Annotated in this window: 17 protein-coding genes; 4 read left to right on the top strand and 13 right to left on the bottom strand. The window is 73.0% G+C overall.

The features are described from left to right. Window positions 1-65: 65 nt before the first annotated feature. On the bottom strand, window positions 66-1,253 hold the full coding sequence (locus MTQ01_RS24185) for an acyl-CoA dehydrogenase family protein (protein WP_247492998.1): 1,188 nt from the start codon (window positions 1,251-1,253) through the stop codon (window positions 66-68). Window positions 1,254-1,297: 44 nt separating this feature from the next. Continuing rightward, the gene (locus MTQ01_RS24180; protein ID WP_247492997.1) at window positions 1,298-3,046 is read right to left on the bottom strand and encodes an MFS transporter; all 1,749 of its coding nucleotides are present in this window, start codon (window positions 3,044-3,046) and stop codon (window positions 1,298-1,300) included. Window positions 3,047-3,442: 396 nt separating this feature from the next. Here MTQ01_RS24180 and MTQ01_RS24175 point away from each other — a divergent pair, with 396 nt between their 5' ends. Both MTQ01_RS24175 and MTQ01_RS24170 read left to right on the top strand, forming a co-directional pair. Further along, window positions 3,443-4,627, top strand: a complete 1,185-nt coding sequence (locus tag MTQ01_RS24175) for a mannosyltransferase family protein (RefSeq protein ID WP_374207854.1) — start codon at window positions 3,443-3,445, stop codon at window positions 4,625-4,627. Window positions 4,628-4,868: 241 nt separating this feature from the next. After that, window positions 4,869-5,843, top strand: coding sequence for a phosphatase PAP2 family protein (locus tag MTQ01_RS24170; protein WP_247492996.1), 975 nt, complete (start codon window positions 4,869-4,871; stop codon window positions 5,841-5,843). Window positions 5,844-5,994: 151 nt separating this feature from the next. On the opposite strand, the gene MTQ01_RS24165 is transcribed toward MTQ01_RS24170, so the two are convergent. The 3 genes from MTQ01_RS24165 to MTQ01_RS24155 all read right to left on the bottom strand — a co-directional run bounded on the left by MTQ01_RS24165 (window position 5,995) and on the right by MTQ01_RS24155 (window position 8,460). Continuing rightward, entirely contained in the window at window positions 5,995-6,210 is a 216-nt protein-coding gene (locus MTQ01_RS24165; protein ID WP_247492995.1) for an I78 family peptidase inhibitor, read from the bottom strand. Between the two features lie 250 nt (window positions 6,211-6,460). Continuing rightward, on the bottom strand, window positions 6,461-7,432 hold the full coding sequence (locus MTQ01_RS24160) for a YafY family protein (RefSeq protein ID WP_247492994.1): 972 nt from the start codon (window positions 7,430-7,432) through the stop codon (window positions 6,461-6,463). Between the two features lie 149 nt (window positions 7,433-7,581). Then, window positions 7,582-8,460: a hypothetical protein gene (locus MTQ01_RS24155; RefSeq protein ID WP_247492993.1), complete on the bottom strand. Its 879-nt coding sequence runs from the start codon at window positions 8,458-8,460 to the stop codon at window positions 7,582-7,584. Window positions 8,461-8,885: 425 nt separating this feature from the next. Between MTQ01_RS24155 and MTQ01_RS24150 the strand changes: the two genes are divergently transcribed. Beyond that, window positions 8,886-9,662 (top strand): hypothetical protein, encoded by a 777-nt coding sequence (locus MTQ01_RS24150; RefSeq protein WP_247492992.1) that lies wholly within the window; start codon window positions 8,886-8,888, stop codon window positions 9,660-9,662. A gap of 133 nt (window positions 9,663-9,795) precedes the next feature. Beyond that, a complete protein-coding gene (locus MTQ01_RS24145) occupies window positions 9,796-10,065 on the top strand; it encodes a hypothetical protein (protein WP_282614092.1) in 270 nt (89 codons plus the stop codon). A 102-nt stretch (window positions 10,066-10,167) separates the two neighbouring features. Here MTQ01_RS24145 and der read toward each other — a convergent pair whose 3' ends face one another. The 8 genes from der to MTQ01_RS24105 all read right to left on the bottom strand — a co-directional run bounded on the left by der (window position 10,168) and on the right by MTQ01_RS24105 (window position 19,113). Continuing rightward, window positions 10,168-11,646: a ribosome biogenesis GTPase Der gene (der, locus tag MTQ01_RS24140; RefSeq protein ID WP_247492990.1), complete on the bottom strand. Its 1,479-nt coding sequence runs from the start codon at window positions 11,644-11,646 to the stop codon at window positions 10,168-10,170. Between the two features lie 174 nt (window positions 11,647-11,820). Next, on the bottom strand, window positions 11,821-12,546 hold the full coding sequence (cmk, locus tag MTQ01_RS24135) for a (d)CMP kinase (RefSeq protein ID WP_247492989.1): 726 nt from the start codon (window positions 12,544-12,546) through the stop codon (window positions 11,821-11,823). 158 nt (window positions 12,547-12,704) lie between these two features. Continuing rightward, on the bottom strand, window positions 12,705-13,793 hold the full coding sequence (locus tag MTQ01_RS24130; RefSeq protein ID WP_247492988.1) for a prephenate dehydrogenase: 1,089 nt from the start codon (window positions 13,791-13,793) through the stop codon (window positions 12,705-12,707). Window positions 13,794-13,938: 145 nt separating this feature from the next. Beyond that, a complete protein-coding gene (locus tag MTQ01_RS24125; RefSeq protein WP_247492987.1) occupies window positions 13,939-15,255 on the bottom strand; it encodes a pseudouridine synthase in 1,317 nt (438 codons plus the stop codon). A gap of 27 nt (window positions 15,256-15,282) precedes the next feature. Further along, window positions 15,283-16,008: an SMC-Scp complex subunit ScpB gene (gene scpB, locus MTQ01_RS24120; RefSeq protein WP_247492986.1), complete on the bottom strand. Its 726-nt coding sequence runs from the start codon at window positions 16,006-16,008 to the stop codon at window positions 15,283-15,285. A 10-nt stretch (window positions 16,009-16,018) separates the two neighbouring features. Continuing rightward, on the bottom strand, window positions 16,019-17,263 hold the full coding sequence (locus MTQ01_RS24115; RefSeq protein WP_247492985.1) for a ScpA family protein: 1,245 nt from the start codon (window positions 17,261-17,263) through the stop codon (window positions 16,019-16,021). Window positions 17,264-17,377: 114 nt separating this feature from the next. Beyond that, window positions 17,378-17,932, bottom strand: a complete 555-nt coding sequence (locus tag MTQ01_RS24110) for a hypothetical protein (protein WP_247492984.1) — start codon at window positions 17,930-17,932, stop codon at window positions 17,378-17,380. Further along, window positions 17,917-19,113, bottom strand: coding sequence for a ParA family protein (locus tag MTQ01_RS24105; RefSeq protein ID WP_247492983.1), 1,197 nt, complete (start codon window positions 19,111-19,113; stop codon window positions 17,917-17,919). Before MTQ01_RS24105 ends, MTQ01_RS24110 begins: the two co-directional genes overlap by 16 nt. Between the last annotated feature and the right edge of the window lie 164 nt (window positions 19,114-19,277).

The raw sequence follows: 19,277 nt of genomic DNA, 5'->3' as shown, positions 1-19,277 counted from the left end.
GCGCCTTCCCGCCGCCCGCCCGCGCGCTCTCCGCCCGGCTGCGCCGACGCCCGCGGCCGCGCTCCCTAGCGGAACGCGTCCTGGCCGGTGAGCGCCTTCCCCAGCACCAACTGGTGCATCTCCACGGTGCCTTCGTAGGTCAGAACCGATTCCAGGTTGGTCGCGTGCCGCATCACCGGGTACTCCAGCGAGATCCCGTTCGCACCCATGATGGTGCGCGAGGTGCGGCAGATCTCGATCGCCTCCCGCACGTTGTTCAGCTTTCCGAAGCTCACCTGCTCCGGGCGGAGCCTGCCCGCGTCCATCCGCACCCCGAGGTGGTGGGCGAGCAGCACTCCCTTGTGGAGCTCGACGGCCATGTCCGCCAACTTCGCCTGGGTCAGCTGGAATCCGGAGATCGGCCGGCCGAACTGCTCGCGGGCACCGGCGTAGTCGAGAGCGGCGTCGAAGCTCGCCCTGGCCGCCCCCATCGCACCCCAGACGATGCCGTACCGCGCGTGGCTGAGGCAGCTGAGCGGGCCGCGCAGACCGACCGCCTCCGGCAGTACGGCGTCGGCGGGCAGCCGTACGCCCTCCAGCACCAGCTCGCTGGTCACCGACGCCCGCAGCGACCACTTGTGCTTGATCTCCGGCGCGGAGAAGCCGGGGGTGTCGGTGGGCACGACGAAGCCCCTGATGCCGTCCTCGGTCTGCGCCCAGACCACCGCGACCGCGGCAACCGAACCGTTGGTGATCCACATCTTGCGGCCGTCGAGGACCCAGTCGCCGCCGTCGCGGCGCGCGCGGGTGCGCATCCCCGCGGGGTCCGACCCGTGGTCGGGCTCGGTCAGACCGAAGCAGCCGATGAGTTCGCCCGCGGCCATTCCCGGCAGCCAGCGCTGCTTGTGCTCCTCCGAGCCGAAGCGGTGGATCGCGTACATCGCCAGGGAGCCCTGGACGGAGACGAGCGAGCGGATGCCGGAGTCGGCGGCCTCCAGCTCGAGACAGGCCAGTCCGTACTGGACCGCGGACGCGCCCGCGCAGCCGTAACCCTCCAACGGCATGCCCAGGGCGCCGATCGCGCCGAGCTCCCGGGCGAGCTCGCGGATGACGGGGAGCTCTCCGCGCTCGTACCAGTCGGCGACGTGCGGCAGCACCCGGTCGGTGGCCCAGGCCCGTACGGTGTCGCGGACGGCCAGGTCCTCGGGCGACAGCAGGTCGTCGATGCCGAGCGGATCGGCGGGGTCGAACGGCGGCAGGGTCGAACGGGACATCGGCGGCCTCCGGCGGCGTGGATCGGACGAGGGTTCGACCGACGTTACGGCCGGGTAATCCGGCTCGGCAAGCGGGTCCCGCCGTCGCCGCCCCGGGCCGTACCGGTGCCGTCCTCGCCCGGCTCGTCGCGGCCCGGGAGGACGTCGTCCGGGTCCTCGCGGTCCTGGTGGGCGAGCTCTGCCCGGCGGCCTGGCCGCTCACCGCGGTCCGGGTCGCGGCGACCGGCCCCCTGGCTCGGCACACTGCGCGGGCTGCCGCCGGAATCGGGCTCGGCACGGCTCTGCTCGGGCACCGGGGTGCGCCGCGGCGCGAGGGCCCGGGGCAGTCGCAGTGCGGCGAGCGCACCGCCGAGCAGCAGTACGGCGCTGACCACCAGCGCCGCCCGCATCCCGTGCACGAAGGCGAGTTGGGCGTGGTCGCGCAGTGCGGCGCCGGCCGCGTCGCCCAGATCGTCCGCGACGGCGTACGCCTCGCTCAGCGAGTTGCCCGCGGCTCCGCTGTTCTCGGCGATCTCCTCGTCGCGGCGGAACGCGGCGGCGTACGCACCGTGCATGACGCTGCCCAGTGCCGCGATGCCGAGTCCGGCGCCGAGTTGGTAGGCCGTCTCGCCGATCGCCGCGGCGCCACCGGCCTCGCGCGGAGGCGCATCGCTGAGCATCGACTCGTAGCAGCCGAAGAGAGTGGTCTCCAGCCCGAAGCCGAGCAGGACAAAACCGGAGATCATCACGGCCGGGTTATCGTCCGCACCGAGCGAGCTGAGGGCGAGCACGGCGACGGCGGTGGCCAGGAAGCCGAGCGCGACCATCCGGCGGGGCCCGATCAGCGGCAGTACGCGGGGGCCGAGCAGTCCCGCGGTGACGGCGGCGACGGAGAGCGGCAGCAGCCGCAGACCGGTCTCCAACGGCGAGAGGCCGAGGACCAGTTGGAGGTACTGGGCGGCGATCAGGGCCAGCCCGACCAGTGCCATCACCGTCAGCACAATGCAGCCGACCGCCGTGCCGAAGGCGGGCCGGGCGAACGCGGTGAAGTCGATCAGCGGGTGGGCCAGCCTCCGCTGCCGCACCACGAAGAAGGTGAGCAGGCCGGCGCCGAGCACCAGGGCGGCCGCGGTGTCGGGCGCCAGCGGGTCACCGCCGCCGGCGCGCTTGATCGCGAAGATGACCGCGAACAGGCCGACGGCGGCGAGCAGCGCGCCGGCCGCGTCCCAGGGGCCCTCCCGGTCGCCGGTGGACTCGGGGAGCAGCATCCGGCCGACGGGGACGCTCAGGATCATCAGCGGGATGTTGAGCAGGAAGACCGAGCCCCACCAGAAGTGCTCCAGCAGCGCCCCGCCCACCAGCGGCCCGATCGCGGCGCCGATCGCCGCGACCGCGCTCCAGATGCCGATGGCCAGGGCGCGTTCGCGCCGGTCGGGGAAGACCTGCCGCAGGATCGAGAGCGTGGCGGGCATGATCATCGCGCCGCCCGCGCCGAGCAGCGCCCGGGCGATGATCAGCAGCGCCGGGCTGTCGGCCACCACCGCGAGGGTGGAGGCGAGCCCGAATACGACGTAGCCGCTCAGCAGCACCCTGCGTCGTCCGATCCGGTCGCCGAGCGTGCCGAAGAGGATCAGCAGCGAGGCGCACACCAGCGGATAGGCGTCGACGATCCACAGCAGTTCCATCGGCCCCGGGCGCAGATCGGCCGACACCTCGGGTATCGCCACGTGCAGCACGGTGGCGTCGACGGTCACCAGCAGCAGACTCGCGCACAGAACGACCAGCACGGTCCAGCGGTTTGACTTGGCACCCATACCTGTTTGTTGACCCGTCGCTTCTCTAGGGGCTGTCGCGAGCCGCCGGCGCACACAACCGTCCGGTGTCCGTACAGCCGCTCCACCACCCGCGTCGGCGCCGGGCCCCTTGATAGGGCGTCAGGGCTGCCGGAGGGGCGGGTGCCGCAACAGCGTACGCGAGGCCCGGTCGCCGCCCCGAGCGCAGGTCGGCAACAACGGGCGGGCCGTGAGAGCCCGACCGGTGCGCGGCGACGTCGCGGCCCGCTCTCGGAGCCCGTCCGGCGGTGGCCGATAATCGGGCGGGTGAGCGATCCAGACGGCCGCCCGAAGACCGGGACGGGCCACATACCCCGAAGCCGGATCCCGGGCCCGTACCGGACCCCCGAGACCGGCCGCGACACCGGCCCGCGCCCCGTGCCCCGGCCGCGTCGCTCCCCGGCGCCGCCGTCCGCGGGCGGCCCGGCCCCGGGCGGGACCGGGCACCGCGCCGTACGCGCGCTGCGCCACGCGGCGCCGGCCCTGCTGGCCTACGCGGCCGTACGGACGCTGGTCGCCGTGGTGCTGCTGGTCTGGGCCGGGCTGAGCGACCGCGACGGCCGGCAACTGCTCTCCGCCCGCTGGGACTCGCTCTGGTACTCCCGCATCGCCGAGAACGGCTACGGCTACACCGCCGTGCTCGACGACGGCGCCACCCACCCCGATCTCGCCTTCTTCCCCCTGCTGCCCTGGCTGGAACGCGGCATCGCCGAGGTCACCTCCCTCTCGGTCGCCGACGCGGGCCTGCTGGTGTCCGCGGTCGCCTCCCTGGCCGCGGCCTGGGGGCTCTTCGCGATCGGCGATCTGCTGCACGGGCGCCGGGCCGGCACACTGCTCGCCGTGCTGTGGGCCGCGGTTCCGGTCGGCATCGTGCAGTCGATGGCGTACAGCGAATCGCTCTTCACCGCGCTTGCCGCGTGGGCGCTGTACGCGGTTCTCACCGATCGCTGGGTGTGGGCCGGCGGGTTGACCGCGCTGGCCGGGCTGACGCGGCCGGTGGGTGCGGCGCTGGTCGCCGCGCTGTGGGTGACCGCGGCGCTGCGGCTGTACCGCGAACGACGTCTGCCGGTGCGCGCGGTGTGCGGGCTGCTGGTGGCACCGGTCGGCTTCCTCGGCTACGCGACCTGGGTCGGTGTGCGCCGGGAGAGCGTCACCGGCTATCTGGACGTGCAGGGGGAATGGGGCAACGGTTTCGACGGCGGGCTCGCCTTCGCCCGGTTCGTCGGCGGGTTCCTGGTCGGCGGCCCGCTCCAGCTGCTCGCCGGGCTGGCGCTGATCGCCGGGGTGGGCCTGGTGGTGTGGGCGCTGGTGCTCTGCTTCCGCGGGGGCCAGCCGCCGGCGCTGCTGGCGTACACCGCGCTGGTGGTGGCACTCGCGCTGTGTGCCAAGGGGTACTTCGGCTCCAAGCCCCGGCTGCTGCTGCCGGCCTTTCCGCTGTTGTTGCCGCTCGCGGTGGCGATGGCGCGGTCGCGGACCCGGACCGCGGTCCTCGCACTGGGTCTGCTGAGCGCGGTGGCGGCGGTGTACGGAGCGTTCTGGCTGCACGGATCCGGTCCGCCGTGAGCGGCGGAGCGGGAAGTGGCCGGTGCTTTTCCGGTTAATCCTCGATGGACTGCACGGTAAGTAAAGGAGAATCCAAGTACCGCGCTCTCCGGATTATCCGTGGATAGGTAAACCGGGAGTCCATAAAGGCGGTAACACCGCAGGCCGGAAGTGCGGCGCAGACCACATTCCACATCACATCGAGATTACGAAGGCCGTCCCGAGAGCGGCGACTGCCGTCACCCGCTGTAATCTCTATTGCGTGCGTACCGACCGTGTCCTCGCCCGCCTGGAGCAGGAGCCAGTGCGGCCAACGATCCCGCCCCCCGGCATGAGTGCCGTGCGCCGGTCGCTGTTCGCGGCGACGCTGGGGTTCTACGTGGCGATCGTCGTGGCCGTGCTGAACACCTCGCTCCTGGTCCGGATGGACTGGCAGGTGATGCTCTTCCGCCCGTACAAGCAGTGGCCGGAGCTGCACGCGTTCCTCGACTACTTCGTCGTGATGGGGCAGCGCGGGCCGACCGCGGTGCTGGTCGCCGCCTGGCTCGGCTGGCGCTCCTGGCGGCAGCGGACGATACGGCCGCTGCTCGTACTGGCCTCGGCGCTGCTGGCGCTGAACGTGACCGTCGGAGCGGCCAAGCTGGGCATGGGCCGCGAAGGACCGCACTACGCGAACATCATGGGCTCCAACGAGATGTTCCTGACCGGGGACATATTTCCCTCGGGTCACACGGCCAACGCCGTCGTGACCTGGGGCGTGCTCGCCTATCTGGCCAGTACGCCCAGAGCCCGCCGCTGGCTCTCGATCCTCGCCGCGGTCTTCGCCCTGGGGGTGGGCACGACCACGGTCTACCTCGGTACGCACTGGGTCAGCGACGTCCTCCTCGGCTGGGCCGCCGGGCTGCTGATCCTGCTGGCCCTGCCCTGGGGCGAACCGGTGATCGCCCGCATCCAGGAGCACATCGAGGTCTACTGGGCCAGAATGCGCGGCGCTGTGCGGCTGCCGTTCCTCTCCCCGCCGCCGGTCGGCACCGGGACGCCCTGGCCGGTGCGTCCGGCTGCCGACCGGGCGAGCAGCAGCCCGGCCGCGTCCGACCGGCACCGTGGCGGTACGGGCGGGCCGCCGCACGGCGGCACCCGCACCCACGCGGTACGGGCCCCCGCGCTGCGCGGCACGCGGCGCAGACCGCAGGACGGGCGCACCGGCCGCGCGCTCTCGCCGGCGCCGTGGAACTGACCCCCGCCGGCGCCGCACGACCGGCGCCCGGGAGCCGGTGGGCGTCCGCACAGCGGGACGCACTCCGCCCCGTGCTCCGTCGCGGAACACGGGGCGGGGCCGCCTGCTCGGGCGGTCGCGGCGGGGTCTGCGGCCGAAGCGGCGACAGGCGTCAGCCCTGCCAGCAGCGGACCACCTTCTCGTCCTCGACGGTGAAGTTCAGCCGGCCCTCCACGTACTCCATGGTGATCATCGCGCCCGGCGGCAGACTCCGTACGTTGGCCCAGCCGCGGCTGCGCGCCTGCTCCTCGGCCTCTCCGCCGGGCAGCCCGACGTAGGCCTCCGGGTCGTCGGTCCGTTCGGTCGGCTCTGCGGGTCGGTCATCCATGTCCGCCACCGTACGGGCCGGGCGCACCACACGGAAGTGCCGCACGGATCTTCGAGCCGTCACGCTTGTGTCACAGTCGGGACGCCATTCACCCGGCGGTCCGAAGTATTTTCCGTAGACGTCCGGCACGGGATTCGAGCGTTATTCCGACGGCCTCCACGAGCGGGTTCCGCACCTCCCCCGCAATGGCCCGCGGAATAAACCGTGCGCCTGCTCCCGGCTGTGCCCGCGGGAAAGGACGGGGGTTCGCTCAGCTCTTCGAGGAGTCCAGCGAACGGCTCAACCGGTCCCGCAATGCGACCAGTTGATCAAGCATCTCGACCGGCTCCAGCACGGTGAAGTCCACCCCGTAGAAGAGCAGGTGGATCACCACCGACTCCAGCGAATAGGACCCGGTGCGCAGCAGGCAGCTGTCCGCGTCCACGGCCTCCAGGGAGCCGGTCGACGGCCGCACGAGCGCCGCCGCCTCCTCGACGGGCATCCGCAGCAGGACGGTGGCGCGCACCGCGTGGGCGCGGGTGGAGACCCCCTCCGAGACGTAGGCGGCCAGGTCGTCGGCAGGGGGCGTACGGGGCTCGAACCGCGGACCGTGCGGCGGCGCGAGCGTCAGTCGGTCGACCCGGAAGGTGCGCCAGTCCCCGCGGTCGGTGTCCCAGCCGACCAGGTACCAGCGCCGGTAGCTGCTCACCAGCCCGCAGGGCTCGACGACGCGCGCGGTGGCGCTGCCGTCGTGGGATTCGTAGTGGAACCGCAGCCGGTTGTGGTCGCGGCAGGCGTGGGCGAGCTCGACCAGCGTCGCCGCGTCGATCGAAGGTCCCTCGACGCGGTGCCGCATGGGCGCGGTGAAGGAGTTCAGCGCGCCGACCCGGCGACGCAGCCGGTGCGGAAGGACCTGTTCCAGCTTGCCGAGAGCGCGCACCGAGGACTCCTCCACGCCCGCCACACCGCTGTTGACCGCCGCACGCAGCCCGACCGCGACCGCCACCGCCTCCTCGTCGTCCAGCAGCAGCGGCGGCAACTGGGCGCCCGCGCCCAGCCGGTAGCCGCCGGCGGTGCCCGTGGCCGAGTGCACCGGGTAGCCCAGCCCGCGCAGGCGTTCGACGTCGCGTCGCACCGTGCGGGGGCTCACTCCCAGACGGGCCGAGAGATCGCCGCCGGACCACTCCCGTCGCGTCTGGAGAAGAGCCAGCAGACGCAGCAGGCGCGCGGAGGTCTCGACCATGGGAGGAGTCTGCCAGCAGGCCGTGCCGCCGCCCGCCCCAGGCCCGTTGCGCCGCCCGCCCGGGCCCGTTGCGCCGGCCGGCGGGCCCGGGGCGGTGGCGGCGCGTACGGGTACGGGTACGAGGGCGGCCGCGGCTCAGCGGGTGCGGCTCAGCCGGGCAGGGCGGTCCGGCCGGTGCGCAGATCGTCGGCGGGCGTGCGGCTCTCCCAGCGGATGGCCAGGTCGTTGTCCCCGGTGTAGCAGGGGCGTACGCCCTTGGTGCCGGAGAGCAGCGGAACGGCCGGGTAGCGGACCGCATGACGCTTGTCCACCAGATCGTCGAGGATGCGGGCGACGCGTACCGCGGGGACGTCACCGCCCGGACGCAGCCACAGCAACCAGCCGCTCTCCTGCGGCTGTTCGGCCAGCCCCTCCAGCGGCAGCCGCGCCGTGAAGCTGTGCTCGTCCCTGACCAGCGGAACGCCCAGCGCGACCGCGCCGCCGTCGCGGGCACGGACCTCCAGCCGTGCCCCGTCCGCGAAGTCCGCGCCGTGCAACCGGCCGCGGACCGTCATCCCGCCGTCCTCCACCCGCAGTTCGCTCGCCTCGGCATGCGGCCAGCGGTGCCAGGACCGCACCGAGAGACCTCCGCCCTGGGTGCGGTACGGGATGCGAACCCCCAGCCAGGTGCGTCCGGTTCGCGGCACCCTGGCCACCAGCGAGCGCAGATCGTGCGCGCCGGACCGGAGTCTGCGCGGCGCCCGGTCGCCCAGCACCAGACTTGCGCGCCAACGGCCCTCGGCGAGCCGCATGGTGCTCGGCAGCACCGCGCGCAGCACTTCCGCCCCCGCGGGCACCAGCGGCAGGCGCACGGGGTCCGCGCCGTCCTGCGCGCCGTGCAGCAGCAGACCGGCGTCCCACCGCTCCTTGCGGCCTCCCAGCGCGATGTCGAAGGTGAGCCCTCCCGCGGTGTCCGCGGTGCAGTCCGCGACCGGAGCGCCGGCGGTGGGGCGGGGGCCCGGAACCGAGCGGCGGGCAGCGGTGGTCACAGGGCGCCTCTCCTTCCGGGCGTGCCGCCGACCGCGGGGGCGATGAGCTGCGGGAGGGCGCTGAACATGGGTCCTCTGTCCGTGGTGCGGTGCGGGGAGCGCGTCCGCTTCCTCCGCCCTTCAAGAAGTCAGACGCCCCAGAGGCCTCTCGGGTTGGCCCGATCGACGGGTTTTGTTGGGAAGTTGTGCGCAGTCGGTGAAGCAGCCGTCGTGACGGAGCTGCGGGCGGAGCTGCGGGCGGAGCCCACGCCGCGGACGCCGGACCGCTCGCGCCGCCGACCGGTCGGGCGTACGGCAGGCGGCCACCCGGTCGGCGGAGGGGCGGGTGCGAGCCGCGGATGTCATACCGGCGGGGCCGGTTGCGTGACCGAGGGGCCGCAGACCCGTTGTCCTTGTGAAACAGCACCGAACGCCAGGAGTCTCCTGTGTCCCCCATCCTTGACGTCAGTGACGACGTACGCGCCGAGATCGGCGAAGAAGAGGTCACCCGCCTCCTCGCCGGCGAGACCGCCCCCGGCAGCTACGACTGCACCTCCTGCCGCACTCCGGGCGACACCGGCAAGGAGCGCACCAGCACCGTACTGTTCATCGGCGACGAGACGGCCGTGCTCGCCTTCGCCCACGCCACCTGCGTGCCCTCGCAGATCGTGCGGGTCAGCGAGGAGCAGATCCAGGGTGCCGTGCGCACCATCACCGGTGACTCCGCCGAAGCCCCCGGCAGCCCGGGCGAGCAGGCGGTTCTGAAGGTCACGTGCGGCCAGGTGCTGGTCGGCGACCAGCTGCGCGCGGCGATCGTCGTCGAGCCGAGCGCCGCGATCGTCCGTCCCGGCTCGACGGGTACGCAGGACGAGTTCCTCACCCTGCTGCTGGAGCACGGGTTCAGCACGCTCGGCGACATCGACCGGATGCCCGCGGCCATTCCCGGCTGGTCGGTCCTGATGGCGGCCGGGCAGCTGCACGCGGTGCTCCAGCCCGGCCCGGAGGGCACTCCGACCGAGTCGTGGTGGCAGGCGCACCAGCCGCTGCCGGTGACCGACGAGTGGCGCAGCACCGCCAACCGCAACAGCACGGTGCTCGTGTACGCCACCCCCACCGGCTGGGTCGGCGACCAGCCGCGCGAGGACCTGATGCGCCAGGCGCTGGAGAAGGCCGCGGCGAACGGCAGCCTGGTGGCCGCCGCGATGCCGCTGGCGGGCACCTGACCGGTGGTAGTCCGGCACACGTTCGCCCGCACGGCCCCGCATCCAGCGGGGCCGTGCGGTCGTTGGCCACGGTGTGCAGCCATACGAACCTTCCCGACCCCGTCCGCAGCCCGTCCACAGCCAGATCCCCGGCATGCGACCCGCCCGCGAGACCGCCGACCGCGCTTCCCGGGAGCGCTCCAACACCCCCATCTACGACGCGCTCTACGCGGAGTACCGACGGCTCTTCCGCACTCTGCCCGGCGACCGGTCCGGCGAGGAATCGTTGCGCTTCGAGGGCTTCGGCACGCTGTACAGCACCGGTCTCTCCGGCTCCTGGCACGAAGACCGCCGACTGCGGGGCCACTCGCGGCCGGCCGCACTGCCGCCCGGGCGCGGTGAGGCGCGCGAGCACGGGCTCTGACCCGGAGGCACCCGTCCAGGGGCCCGCGCACTCCGGCCGGGTGCGCGCGGGCCCGGCGGCGGGCGGTCCGGGCACACGGCCCGGACTCCCCTGCTGCCGCTGCTACTTGCGGGCGTTGCGTCCGCCCCGGCCGCGCTTCTCCCGAACCCGTACCGACACCTGGATCGGGGTGCCGCGGAAGCCGAACTCCTCGCGCAACCGGCGCTCGATGAACCGACGGTAGCCCGCCTCCAGGAAGCCCGAGGCGAAGAGCACGAACCGCGGCGGGCGGGTGCCGGCCTGGGTGCCGAACAGCACACGCGGCTGCTTGCCGCCGCGCACCGGGTGCGGGTGGGAGGCGGCGATCTCGCCGAGGAAGGCGTTCAGCCGCCCGGTCGGGACGCGCGTCTCCCAGCCCTCCAGCGCGGTGTCCATGGCCGGCACCAGCTTCTCGGTGTGCCGGCCGGTGGCGGCCGAGATGTTGACCCTGGGCGCCCACTGGACCTGGACGAGATCGCGCTCGATCTCGCGCTCCAGGTAGAAGCGGCGCTCGTCGTCGAGGGTGTCCCACTTGTTGTACGCGATCACCACGGCACGGCCGGAGTCCACCGCCATGCTGATGATCCGGGTGTCCTGCACGCTGATCGGCTCGCTGACGTCGATCAGCACGACCGCGACCTCCGCCTTCTCCAGCGCGGCCGCGGTGCGCAGCGAGGCGTAGTAGTCCGCGCCCTCGGTGAGGTGCACGCGGCGGCGGATGCCTGCGGTGTCGACGAACGTCCAGGTGCGGCCGGCCAGTTCGATGCGCTCGTCCACCGGGTCACGGGTGGTGCCGGCGACCTCGTTGACCACCACGCGGTTCTCGCCGGCGACCTTGTTCAGCAGCGAGGACTTGCCGACGTTGGGGCGGCCGATGAGGGCGATGCGGCGCGGGCCGCCGAGGACCTGCCCGAACGTCTGGGCGGGCGCCTCGGGCAGGACCTTCAGCACCTCGTCGAGCATGTCGCCGGTGCCGCGGCCGTGCAGTGCGGAGACCGGGTGCGGCTCGCCGAGACCCAGCGACCACAGCATCGCCGCGTCCGCCTCGCCGGACTGGCCGTCGACCTTGTTGGCGCAGAGCACCACGGGCTTGCCCGCGCGGCGCAGCAGCTTGACGACGGCCTCGTCGGTGTCGGTGGCGCCGACTCCGGCGTCGACCACGAAGATTACCGCGTCGGCCGCCTCGATGGCGAACTCGGCCTGGGCGGCCACCGAGGCGTCGATGCCGAGGACGTCCTGCTCCCAACCTCCGGTGTCGACCACCTTGAAGCGGCGGCCGGCCCACTCGGCCTCGTAGGTCACCCGGTCCCTGGTGACGCCCGGACGGTCCTCGACGACTGCCTCGCGGCGGCCGAGGATGCGGTTCACCAGCGTCGACTTGCCGACGTTGGGGCGGCCCACGACGGCGAGCACGGGCAGCGGCCCGTGGCCGGCCTCGTCCAGCGCGCCCTCGATGTCCTCGGGGTCGAAGCCCTCCTGCGCGGCGAGCTCCATGAACTCCGCGTACTCGGCGTCGCCGAGCTCACCGTGCCCGTCGTCGCCGGAGTGGATCTGGTCGTTCATGAAGTCCTGTCCCTGTTCTCATCAGTCAATGGGTGGCCGTACGGGCCGACCCGTACGGCCTGGGCGCTCGCGCCCCTCGCTGCTGCCGCGCCCGCCGCCGACGTCCGGCGCACTGGCCGGGAGTCCGGCCGCCGGCCGCGTGACGGAGTGCTCCCGCCCGGCCGCGAGGCACGCTCAGGCCCGCTGCTTCTCCACGATCAGGGTGACGACGCACTCGATGACCTGCTCCAGCGTCAGCTCGGTGGTGTCGACCTCCACCGCGTCCTCCGCCTTCAGCAGCGGTGACACGGCTCGACTGGAGTCGGCCCGGTCGCGCTTGAGCAGCGCCTCCTGGGTGGCGGCCAGATCGGCCTGGCCGTTCTTGGCCTTGAGTTCGCCGCCCCTGCGCTCGGCCCTCGCCTCGGGAGAGGCGGTGAGGAAGATCTTGAGATCGGCGTTCGGCAGCACGGTGGTCCCGATGTCCCGGCCCTCGACGACCATGCCCTCGGGCGCCGAGGCGGCGATGGAGCGCTGGAGCTCGGTGATCCGGCTGCGCACCTCGGGCACCGCGCTGACCGCGCTGACCGCCGCGGTGACCTCCTGGGTGCGGATCGGCCCGGAGGCGTCCTCCCCGTCGGCGGTGATGCCGGGGGCGGCGGGGTCGGTGGTGGAGACGATGGCGGGCCTGCCGGAGGCCTCGGCCACGGCCGCCGCGTCGTTCACGTCCACGCCGTGGGTGAGCATCCACCAGGTGATCGCGCGGTACTGCGCGCCGGTGTCGAGGTAGCGCAGCCCCAGCTTGGCGGCGACCGCCTTGGAGGTGCTGGACTTGCCCGTCCCCGACGGGCCGTCGATGGCGACGACGACGGGAGCCTGGGCACCAGGGCGTACGGGGTTCGTCTCCTGGGGGGATGCAGCCACGGTGACAGGGACCTTTCGTGAACGCGGGGAGTCGCGAGGCGGTGTCGTCGGCGTCGGCGTCGGTACGCGGGCGCGACGGGCGACCGGCCCAAGGCTACCGGCTAGCCCCACCGGTCCTGAAACGCGTATCCCCCGGGGACCGCGCCCTCGGCACGGCCTCAGCGCGCCCGCAGCGCCCAGCCCCTGGCCCGCAGCGCGGCGGCCAACGAGGCGGCCGAACGCGGCTCGACCATCAGCTGTACGTGCCCCGCCTGCTGGCCGGCGGCGTGCTCGATGCGCACGTCCTCGATGTTGACCCCCGCCTGGCCCGCGTCGGCGAAGATCCGGGCCAGCTCGCCCGGTTCGTCGGAGATCAGCACGGTGACCGTCTCGTACGCCGTCGGCGCCTGGCCGTGCTTGCCCGGCACCCGCGCCCTGCCGGTGTTGCCGCGGCGCAGTATGTCGGAGATGCCGGCCCCGCCCTCGGAGCGCTCGGCGCCGTCGGCGGAGGCGAGCGCCCGCAGCGAGGCGACCGTCGCGGTCAGGTCCTCGGCGACGGCCGCCAGCACGTCGGCGACCGGGTCGGGGTTCGCGGCCAGGATGTCCAGCCACATGTCGGGGTCGGACGCCGCGATCCTCGTGACGTCCCTGATGCCCTGGCCGCAGAGTCGCACCGCCGTCTCGTCGGCCTCCTCCAGCCTGGCGGCCACCAGGCTGGAGAGCAGCTGCGGGGTGTGCGAGACCAGCGCCACCGCGCGGTCGTGCGCCTCGGCCTCCATCACCACCGGCACCGCGCGGCACAGCGAGATCAGTTCCAGTGCCAGGTTCAGCACCTCGGTCTCGGTGGCGGGGGTGGGGGTGAGCACCCACGGCCTGCCCTCGAAGAGGTCGGCGGTGGCGGCGAGCGGGCCCGCCTTCTCCTTGCCGGCCATCGGGTGCGTACCGAGGTAGGTGCTCAAGTCGCCGCCGAGCGAGGCGAGTTCGCCGCGCGGACCGCTCTTCACGCTGCCCACGTCGAGGTACCCGCGAGCGACGCCCTCCTGCTGGGCCGCCACCACCGCGGCGGCGATGTGCGCCGGCGGCACCGCGATGACGGCGAGGTCGACCGGCTCCCGCGACTCGGCGTCCGACCCCGCGCCCCGCGAGGCGGCGAGCGAGGCGTTGGCCGGATCGACGTCGCGCAGCCGCACCGCCACGCCCCGGGCGGAGAGGGCCAGACCGACCGAGGTGCCGATCAGTCCGGTGCCGATGACGAGTGCGGTTCGCATGTGCGTGCGGTGTCCTTGCGCTGTACGGGCCCCGCCCCCGGGCGGTACGGCCCTGGTCCGGTGCCGAGTGCTGCCAGGATACGGACCGGCCGGGCCGCGTCACCCGATGTCCAACAGGTGATCGGCCCGGCCGTACCGGCTGCGCTCAGAGGCCGACCTCGTTCATCAGCATCCCGACCTCGGTGTTGGTCATCCGGCGCAGCCAGCCCGACTTCTGGTCGCCCAGCGGAATCGGGCCGAACTTCGTCCGCACCAGCTTCTCGACCGGGAAGCCCGCCTCGGCGAGCATCCGGCGCACGATGTGCTTGCGGCCCTCGTGCAGGCTGACCTCGACGAGGTAGTTCTTTCCGGTGTTCTCCACCACGCGGAAGTGGTCGGCGCGGGCGTATCCGTCGTCCAGCTTGATGCCGTCCTTGAGGCGCTTGCCCAGCTCGCGCGGCAACGGCCCCTGGATCGCGGCCAGATACGTCTTGCGCACGTGGTAGCGGGGGTGGGTGAGGCGGTGGGCCAGCTCGCCGTGGTTGGTGAGCAGGATGATGCCCTCGGTCTCGGTGTCGAGCCGGCCGACGTGGAAGAGACGCGTCTCACGGTTCTGCACGTAGTCGCCGAGGCACTGGCGGCCGTCCGGGTCCTCCATGGAGGCGACGACACCGGCCGGCTTGTTGAGCGCGAAGAAGAGGTACGACTGGGTCGCGACAGTCAGTCCGTCGACCTTGATCTCGTCCTTCTCCGGGTCGACCCGCAGGCCCTGCTCCAGCACGATCTGGCCGTTGACCTCGACCCTGGCCCGCTCGATCAGTTCCTCGCAGGCGCGGCGCGAACCCATGCCGGCGCGTGCCAGCACCTTCTGCAGACGCTCGCCCTCGACCTCGCCGAAGGTCTTGGGCAGCTTGGCGATCGGCTTGTCGTGCCGGGCGCGGTTGCGCTCCTCGATCTGCGCCTCGTACTCGCGGGGCCGTGCGGGAGCGGTCCGCTTGCGGCCCGGCTGGCCCTTGCCGCCCCTGGGTCCGCCGAAGCCCTTCGGCCCGCCGGAGCCCTTGGGTCCGCCGGTGGGCTTGCCGCCGGCCTTGTACGCGGGCTTCGGCCGGCCCGAACCGCCGGCTCCGCCGCGGTCCCGGTCCCGGTCCCGGTCGTCCCGGTTCCGGTCGTCCCGGCCGCCACGATCCCGGTCGTCCCGGCCCCGGTCGTCCCGGCCCCGGTCGTCCCGGCTCCAGCCGTCCCGGCCGCCCTGACTCCGGCCGCCCCGGCCCCGGTCGTCCCGGCTCCGGTCGCTGCGGCCGCGCTCGCCCTGGCCCGCGCCGCCCCGTGGGCCCTGGCCGGGTCCGCCCTCGCCGACGTCGTAGCGCCGCTCCTCGGGACGGGGACGGCGCTTGCGCTGCTCGTCGCGGCCCTTGCCCGCGCCCCCGGGGTTCCGGTTCCCGCCGCGGGGATTCCGGTTGCTGTCGTTGCCGCTGCTTCGCATTACGTCTTCCGTCTTAACTGTCGGGGCTCAGCCGGCGGGCCGCGTCGGCTCGTCGCTGTCGTCGTCTACGTCGAACGACGGCACACCTTCCTGACTCTCGCCCTCGACCGCCTCCGCCTCCGGGAGGAAGGGGGCAAGGTCCGGCAGCTCGTCCAGGCCGCGCAGGCCCATTCGCTCCAGGAAGTAGTGCGTCGTCACATACAGGATCGCACCTGTTTCGGGTTCGGTGCCCGCCTCGGCCACCAGCCCGCGCTGTAGAAGGGTACGCATCACGCCGTCGCAGTTCACCCCGCGGACCGCGGAGACCCGGGAACGACTGACGGGCTGACGGTAGGCGACCACCGCCAGCGTCTCCAGCGCGGCCTGGGTGAGACGGGCGTGCTGACCGTCCAGGACGAACCCCTCCACCGCGTCCGCGTACGCGGCGCGGCTGTAGAAGCGCCATCCGCCGGCGACCTCGCGCAGCTCGAAGCCCCGGCCCTGGGCGGTGTACTCCTCGGCGAGCTCCCGAAGCGCACCGCTGACCGCCCGCCGCGACCGCTGCAACACCCTGGCCAGCAGCTCCTCGCTCGCCGGCTCGTCGACCACCATCAGCACGGCCTCCAGCGCCGGGCGCAGATCCAGCTCCGCGACGGCGCTCTCCCCCGCCGGCGGGCCGGACTGCTGCTCGGGCAGCGCAGCCGGGTCCGCGACACCGGTCGCGCGGTACGTGTCGACGCGGCCGACGGGGTCCGCGCTGCTGTGCTCGGTCATGGTTGCGCCCTCATACGTGTGTGCCCCGGTCCTGTGTGCCGACCGCGGCCGGAGCGTCCGACTGCGGCCTCGTCTCCTGGTCGAACTCGTCGCTCACGACGGGCCGTTGACTGCCTTCGCCGCTCCAGCGCACCATGAGCGCCCCCAGCGCCTCCGGCTGGTCGAGAGCCACCGCGCGTTCGCGGTAGAGCTCCAACAGCGCCAGGAAGCGGGCGACCACGGTGAGGGTGTCCTCGACGTCCTCGGTCAGCTCGGCGAAGCTCAACTCCCCGCCCGCGCGGAGACGTTCGACCATCAGCTCGGCCTGCTCGCGCACGCTGACCAGCGGCGCGTGGATGTGGTCGACGTACACCTCGGGCCGTGGTCTGGGCTGCATCGCCTTCACCGCGAGCGCGGCGAAACCCTCCGGCCCCAGCCGGATGACCACCTCGGGCAGCAGCTCCGCGTGGTGCGGTTCCAGGCCGACCGTCCGCGGGTGGCGACGCGCCTCGGCGGCCATCCGCTCGGAGAGGATCTCCACGATCTCCTTGTACGCGCGGTACTGGAGCAGCCGGGCGAACAGCAGATCGCGCGCCTCCAGCAGCGCGAGGTCCGCCTCGTCCTCGATCTCGGCGGCCGGCAGCAGCCGGGCCGCCTTCAGATCCAGCAGAGTCGCCGCCACCACCAGGAACTCGGTGGTCTGGTCCAGATCCCAGTCCGGTCCCATCGCCCGCAGATGCGCCATGAACTCGTCGGTCACCCGGGAGAGCGCGACCTCGGTGACGTCCATCTTGTGTTTGGCGATGAGCTGCAGCAGGAGATCGAAAGGGCCCTCGAAGTTCTCCAGCACCACCTTGAACCGGCCGTCGTCCGCCGCCGCTTCGGCGTCCGGGGGCGCGGTGTACGCGGGCGCGGTGTACGCGGCGGAGCCCGCGGGAGCCGCCGTCGGTGTCGCCCCGGCAGGCGCGTCGGGCGCGACAGGTGCGTCTGGTGTGGCCGGCGGGACGGCGGGCGCGTCGGGGAGCTGGACGGGGTCGGGCTCCCCGGAGGTCTCGGTGGGCGAAATCGCGGGAGGAGCAGGTGCGTTGGGCGGAGGGGGCCCGAAGTCCTCGTCCGCCGTGCGGTCCTCCGAGGGCTCGTGCGCGGGCTGTTCGAGCGCCCGGCCGCCGCGCTCCCCGCCCTCGGACGCCTCGCCGCCGTACGCCTCCTGCGGGCCGCGCCCAAGCAGGCGGCGGGTGGGGCGTACGCGGTCGGCGGGCTCCTCGGGCACGGTCATCGCTGGCACATTACCGCGCCGGACTCCGCCGCCCGGCCGGGGCGGGGACGCGGCGCAGCGGCCCGTCGGCGCAGGCATCAACCGGCCCCACCGCTCGTGGTGTGCGGATCGCGGTCAGCGACCGCGCAGCCGGCGCACCAGGATGCTGGCGTCGCCGCGCGACTCCAGGTCGGCCAGCACCACGGCCACCGCCTCGCGCACTATCCGCCCGCGGTCCACCGCGAGTCCGTACTCGCCGCGCAGTACGAGTCGTGCGTGCTCCAGGTCCATCAGCTCTTCGGCGGAGACATAGACGGTGATCTTCTCGTCGTGTCGCTCGCGGCCGCTGGGCCTGCGTGCCGCACGGGGGCGGCGGCCGGCGCTGTCCGTACCGCCGCCGGAGCCGGTGGCGCTGCCCTGCCGGGCGGTGCGGCTCTCGCCGCCCGCGGCCGAACGCGTCTGCCGGGGCGTACGGGCGGTACCGCGGCGCGACTGCTCGGCCTCCTCGCTCTGGTCCTCGGCGGTGGCGTGCTCGGTGGGCTCGGAGTCGCCGCCCGGCGCGGGCACTCTGGAGGCCGCCCTGGCACGGGCGTTGTCCTCGCCGCTCGACGGCGCGGACGGCTGTACGCCCGGTCCTCCGGTGTTGCGGAACAGCTCGTCGGCCGCCGGGAGGCTCACTCGGCGTGGCACCGGGCGAGCACCTCCCTGGCCAACTGGCGATATGCGGCGGCGCCGACGGAGTTGGAGGCGTACGTGGTGATGGGCTCGCCCGCGACCGTGGTCTCGGGGAAGCGCACGGTGCGGCCGATCACGGTGTGGTAGACGCTGTCGTCGAACGCCTCGACCACCCGTGCCAGCACCTCTCTGCTGTGCACCGTGCGCGAGTCGTACATCGTGGCGAGGATGCCGTCGAGGTTGAGGGCCGGGTTGAGCCGCTCCTGCACCTTCTCGATGGTCTCGGTGAGCAGCGCGACACCGCGGAGCGCGAAGAACTCGCACTCCAGCGGGACGATCACCTTGTGCGCGGCGGTCAGGGCGTTGACCGTCAGCAGGCCGAGCGAGGGCTGGCAGTCGATGACGATGAAGTCGTACTCGGACATCAGCGGCGCGAGCGCACGCTGCAGCGAGGACTCCCGGGCCACTTCGCTGACCAGCTGGACCTCGGCGGCGGAGAGGTCGATGTTGCTCGGCAGCAGGTCCATCCCCGCGACCGCCGTCTTGAGCAGCACCTCGTCGGGCGTCATGCCCCGCTCCATGAGCAGGTTGTAGACGGTGAGGTCCAACTCCATGGGGTTGACGCCCAGACCCACCGACAGCGCGCCCTGCGGGTCGAAGTCGACGAGCAGTACGCGGCGGCCGTACTCGGCGAGCGCGGCACCCAGGTTGATGGTCGAGGTCGTCTTGCCGACCCCGCCCTTCTGGTTGCACATCGCGATGACCTTGGCCGGCCCGTGCTCGGACACCGGTCCGGGGATCGGGAAGTACGGGAGCGGGCGTCCGGTCGGGCCGATGCGCTCGCGCCGCTGACGCGCGGCGTCGGGCGCGAGCGTGGCCGCGTACTCCGGGTCGGGCTCGAACTCCGCGTCCGGGTCGTAGAACTGGGCGTCGGGCATCCCTGCGTGGTCCCTGCTGTGCGTGTCTCCGGTATCGGACAACTGAGCCGATCCCCCCGGGTGTTCACCGATGGCGGCGCCGTCGTGCGCGTTGGCGCCCTGCTGGGTGTTGTGATGGACAGTCATGCTCAATGGGTCCTGAGGGGCGGGGTGGGTGTGTACAGCGACGGAGCCGACGTCTGCGGTCCCCACGGACCCCTGGCCCGGCGCGAGTGCCCCTGGTCGTTCTCCCCCGGGAGAAAATGTCGACTCATTCACAAGCCGTTTCGCCTCCTTGGGTGACCAGGATCCTTATCGACAAGGTCAGCGTGGCACCATGCCGACGGTCTGCGACTCTATGGCGTGTCGGCCGTTCGCAGCAACACAATCCACCGGACACGACGCGATCCGTCAGTGAGTGAACACACACTTGTCAAGGGCGC

The organism is Streptomyces sp. XM4193 (assembly GCF_023072595.1).
Lineage (GTDB): Bacteria > Actinomycetota > Actinomycetes > Streptomycetales > Streptomycetaceae > Streptomyces.
This window is presented reverse-complemented; position numbering and strand designations above follow the sequence as displayed.